General features: G+C 50.8%; 4 protein-coding genes. All 4 read left to right on the forward strand.

What is annotated here, in order from left to right; all coding sequences use genetic code 11:
* The first annotated feature begins 161 nt into the window (after positions 1-161).
* The 4 genes from HMPREF0494_RS08205 to HMPREF0494_RS08220 are packed head-to-tail and all read left to right on the forward strand — an operon-like array spanning position 162 to position 3,723.
* Complete coding sequence (locus HMPREF0494_RS08205; RefSeq protein ID WP_187368711.1) at positions 162-1,379, forward strand: glycosyltransferase family 4 protein; 1,218 nt, start codon at positions 162-164, stop codon at positions 1,377-1,379.
* A 2-nt stretch (positions 1,380-1,381) separates the two neighbouring features.
* Positions 1,382-2,413 (forward strand): glycosyltransferase family 4 protein, encoded by a 1,032-nt coding sequence (locus HMPREF0494_RS08210; RefSeq protein WP_007124493.1) that lies wholly within the window; start codon positions 1,382-1,384, stop codon positions 2,411-2,413.
* Positions 2,406-3,425 (forward strand): lysylphosphatidylglycerol synthase transmembrane domain-containing protein, encoded by a 1,020-nt coding sequence (locus HMPREF0494_RS08215; RefSeq protein ID WP_007124494.1) that lies wholly within the window; start codon positions 2,406-2,408, stop codon positions 3,423-3,425. Before HMPREF0494_RS08210 ends, HMPREF0494_RS08215 begins: the two co-directional genes overlap by 8 nt.
* 49 nt (positions 3,426-3,474) lie before the next feature.
* The gene (locus HMPREF0494_RS08220; RefSeq protein ID WP_040458972.1) at positions 3,475-3,723 is read left to right on the forward strand and encodes a DUF1797 family protein; all 249 of its coding nucleotides are present in this window, start codon (positions 3,475-3,477) and stop codon (positions 3,721-3,723) included.
* Positions 3,724-3,944 lie beyond the last annotated feature (221 nt).

The raw sequence follows: 3,944 nt of genomic DNA on the forward strand, positions 1-3,944 counted from the left end.
TCCCCTTGTTTTGCCTTTAAGAAAGTCTTAATCAATTGGCCAGGGCTTGTCGCTCGTGGTGATTCATTCTACAATGAAAGTTACGGGCCTTTGCTAAAGAACGGTGCGTCTAGTATAATGGCTAGTATTATGGACGAAAATAATGGATGGGAGCAGTAAGTGTGAATATCGGTCTCTTTACAGATACATATTTTCCGCAGGTCAGTGGGGTGGCGACTTCAATTAAAACCCTCCGTGATGAGCTGACTGCTCAGGGACACAATGTCTACATTTTTACGACCACCGACCCCAAGGCTAAGGAGGATGACGTTGCGGCGGGAATCTACCGTTTCCCCAGCATCCCCTTTGTTTCCTTTACGGAACGGCGAATTGCGGTACGGGGAGCCTTTCGGGCCATTCACCTGGCAAAGCAATTTCAGTTAGACGTGGTGCATAACCAAACCGAGTTTGCGCTGGGAATGATGGGGAAGATGGTCGCCCATGAGCTGAAGATTCCGTGCCTGCACACTTACCATACGATGTATCAGGATTACCTGCATTACATTGCCAACGGCCACATTGTCAAACCAAAAAACGTGGCGGCCTATGCCCGGCTATACATGAAGAACATGGATGGAATCGTGGCCCCAAGCAAGCGAGTGCTGGATACCCTGCACTCGTATGGTATTACTGCGCCAATGCGGATCATTCCGACTGGAATTAACCTGCGGGTCTACCAGCAGCGGGACACCCCTACGGAACTGGCGGCTATGCGGAAGAAGTATGGCTATGCGCCGGATACGCCGGTCCTGCTCTCATTAAGCCGGCTGGCTTACGAGAAGAACATCCAGGCGCTGATTGCGGCATTGCCGGATATCTTAGTTCAAGATCCCCGGGCCCAGCTGCTGATTGTCGGTGATGGGCCGGCGCGGGCAACTTTAGAGCGGCAGGTGCGGCAGATGAAGCTGACGGACCACGTTCAGTTTGCGGGCGAGGTTAAGAACGCGGACGTTCATCACTATTACCAGATGGCGGACGTCTTTGTTTCGGCTTCCGATTCCGAGTCGCAGGGTCTGACCTACGATGAGGCCCTGGCTTCCGACTTGCCGATCGTGGTAATGCGGAGCGTGTACACGGATGACCTGATTGATGATCCGGCGATCGGGGTGAGTTTTCAAAAACGGGCGGACCTGGTAAAAGGGGTGCACTACTACCTTAACCACCCCGCAACTCAAGAGTCCCACGCCCGTCGTCAGGAAAAGCTGCACACCATTTCGGCGGAAGTGTTTGCGAAACGGGTGGTTGCTTTTTATAATGACTGTCAGGAACGCCTGGTAGAAGAAGCAGCAGCGAAGGCCCAGCGCCGTTCCCGGCGTCTATTTCATCGTTCAAGGAGCTAGTGATGATTAAGGTTACAATGTTTTCATCTGCTGATAAGGTCGCTGGTCAGGGGGTGGGCAGCGCCTACCTGGAATTGGTCAACCTGTTGAAGAGCCGGTGCCAAGACCAGCTGGCCATTCAAATTAACCGCTACCAGCAAAGTGACATTAGTCACTACCATACAATTGATTTGCCCTTCTACTTTTCGACGTTTTCCAAAAAACGCGGCCGTAAAATCGGCTACGTCCACTTTTTACCGGAAACGCTGGAGGGCAGCTTAAAAATCCCACAACCTTTTCGTGGGATTTTTTACCATTACGTGATTGCATTTTATAAACGGATGGACCATCTGGTGGTGGTTAACCCGTCTTTTATTGACAAACTGACGGCCTACGGAATCCCGCGGCGGAAGATCACTTATATTCCGAACTTTGTTGATGCGGCCCGTTTCCACCCGGTTACTGCAGAGCGGCGAGCGCAATTGCGGGCGCGCTACCAGATTCCTGCCGAGCAATTTGTTGTTTTGGGGTCGGGGCAGGTTCAGGAACGCAAGGGGGTCCCGGACTTTATTACCTTAGCCCGGCAGAACCCGGATGTTCAGTTTATTTGGGCCGGGGGCTTTTCTTTCGGCCGCTTGACCGATGGCTACGCAGAATTGAAGAAGGTGGTCGACAACCCGCCCGCTAACCTGCGCTTTACCGGCATCGTCAGCCGGGATGAGATCGCGGAGCTGAATAACCTGGCGGACCTGTTCCTGCTGCCGTCTTACAACGAACTTTTTCCAATGTCAGTTCTGGAGGCGTTTAGCTGTGGAACTCCAGTAATGCTCCGGGACCTTGACCTGTACCATTCGATAATTGCGGGGGACTATGAGCCAGCTAAGGATGTTGATGAAATGCAGGTCAAACTGACCCTGCTGCGCAATGACCCGGCCCGCTTGGCCCATTGGCAGGCCCAGGCCCACCAAGCGGCCCAGCGGTACTCGGAAGATCATTTGACGAAGGTCTGGCTGGACTTCTACCGGCACCAGGCGGAGGAGGGCCAGCATGAGTAGGAAAAACTGGCTTGCCTTGATTGCGATGCTGCTGATCGGTGGCGGGATCGTGATATACTCCCTCCGAACCGTCAACCTTCGCCTGCTGGTGCAAGACTTCTTTACCCTTAATTGGTGGTGGATGCTGGTTGCACTGGCTTGTATTTGCCTCTACCTGATCCTGGAAGGGGTCGTGGTAAAAATCTTTATGAATAATCGCCACGCTGACTTCACCTGGAAGGATGCGCTGCGTCTGCCCCCAATCGAACAGCTGTTTAACGGTATTACACCGTTTTCCACCGGGGGACAGCCGGCCCAACTGGTGGCAATGCTGCAATGCGGGGTTGATGGTGGACTGGCCAGTTCAGTTTTGCTGATGAAGTTTGTGGTGTTCCAGGCGATGATCGTGATTAATTTTCTCATCAGCCTGCTGATCGGCTTTCACTTTATTGCTGAAAAGCTGCACGCTCTATCACTACTGGTACTGTTGGGCTTTATTATCCACTTGGCGGTGATTGTTGGCCTGCTCCTGGTGATGTACTGGTATAACTTTACTAAACGGGCCCTGAACCTGTTAATTAAGCCCTGCGCCTGGTTTATGAAGCCAGAGCGGTATGAACGCTTGCGGATTTCTTTGAACGAGAAGGTGGACACCTTTTATGAAGAGAGCCTACGGATGAAGGAAGAATATGGCAAGTTGGCTAAGGTCTGTCTGGTGACCCTGTGTCAGCTATTCTTCTATTACGCAATTCCGTACTTCATTATGCTGGCACTGGGCGTTCACGGAATGAATTTCATAATGGTGATCAGCCTGCACGTGCTCATTTTTATGATTATTTCGCTGTTCCCAATTCCGGGTGGTGCCGGTGGAGCGGAGTACTCGTTCTCGGTTCTTTTTGCCAGCTTTATCGGCTCCGGGACTAAGCTGGTGCTGGCAATGATCCTATGGCGGCTGCTGACGTACTACTTCGGTATGCTTGCCGGAATGGTTGCATTGTTTATTAAACCGGATAAAATTAAACATGAGAATTAATGGGCGGGGGATGTTCTCCGGCCCTTTTTGTTTGAGGAGGATTAGACGGGTGGAAGAATCGACTTTGTTGCAAATTATTCGCCGCCTGAATGCAATGCGGTGTGACACGAGTGGAAAAAGACAGCGTCGGGTGTTTGAACAGTTTGGCGTTCCGGTCTGTGAAGTAACCTATGTCCGAGCAAGCGACGAGTTTATCTTTGTGCGTTTCCGTCCACAAGAGCGCTTCTGCTTTGACAGTATCGACTTGGCCGCAATTGAAATATACGATAGCCTGTATGAATTGCGGCATACCTTCTAATTTTGCAGAAAAAGTGTTGACGAATGGGTGAATGCTTGGTATATTATTACTTGCTGTTACGGAGCGCTGTTTTAATTGCTTCGGAATAGTTGTTGACAAGGAGTTAGATCTTTGTTACCATGAATGAGTTGTCATGTGAGATGACGGTTGAGTAATTCAAAAAAGTTCTTGACATCAAATCGCGATGATGATAGAATATAAAAGCTGTTTAACGACAGTTT

This window comes from Limosilactobacillus antri DSM 16041 (assembly GCF_000160835.1).
Classification (GTDB): Bacteria; Bacillota; Bacilli; order Lactobacillales; family Lactobacillaceae; genus Limosilactobacillus; species Limosilactobacillus antri.

Bases quoted from the DNA above. Each gene is read 5' to 3' on its own strand.
- HMPREF0494_RS08210 (WP_007124493.1), top strand. From the start codon at position 1,382: ATGATTAAGGTTACAATGTTTTCATCTGCTGATAAGGTCGCTGGTCAG.
- HMPREF0494_RS08215 (WP_007124494.1), top strand. From the start codon at position 2,406: ATGAGTAGGAAAAACTGGCTTGCCTTGATTGCGATGCTGCTGATCGGT.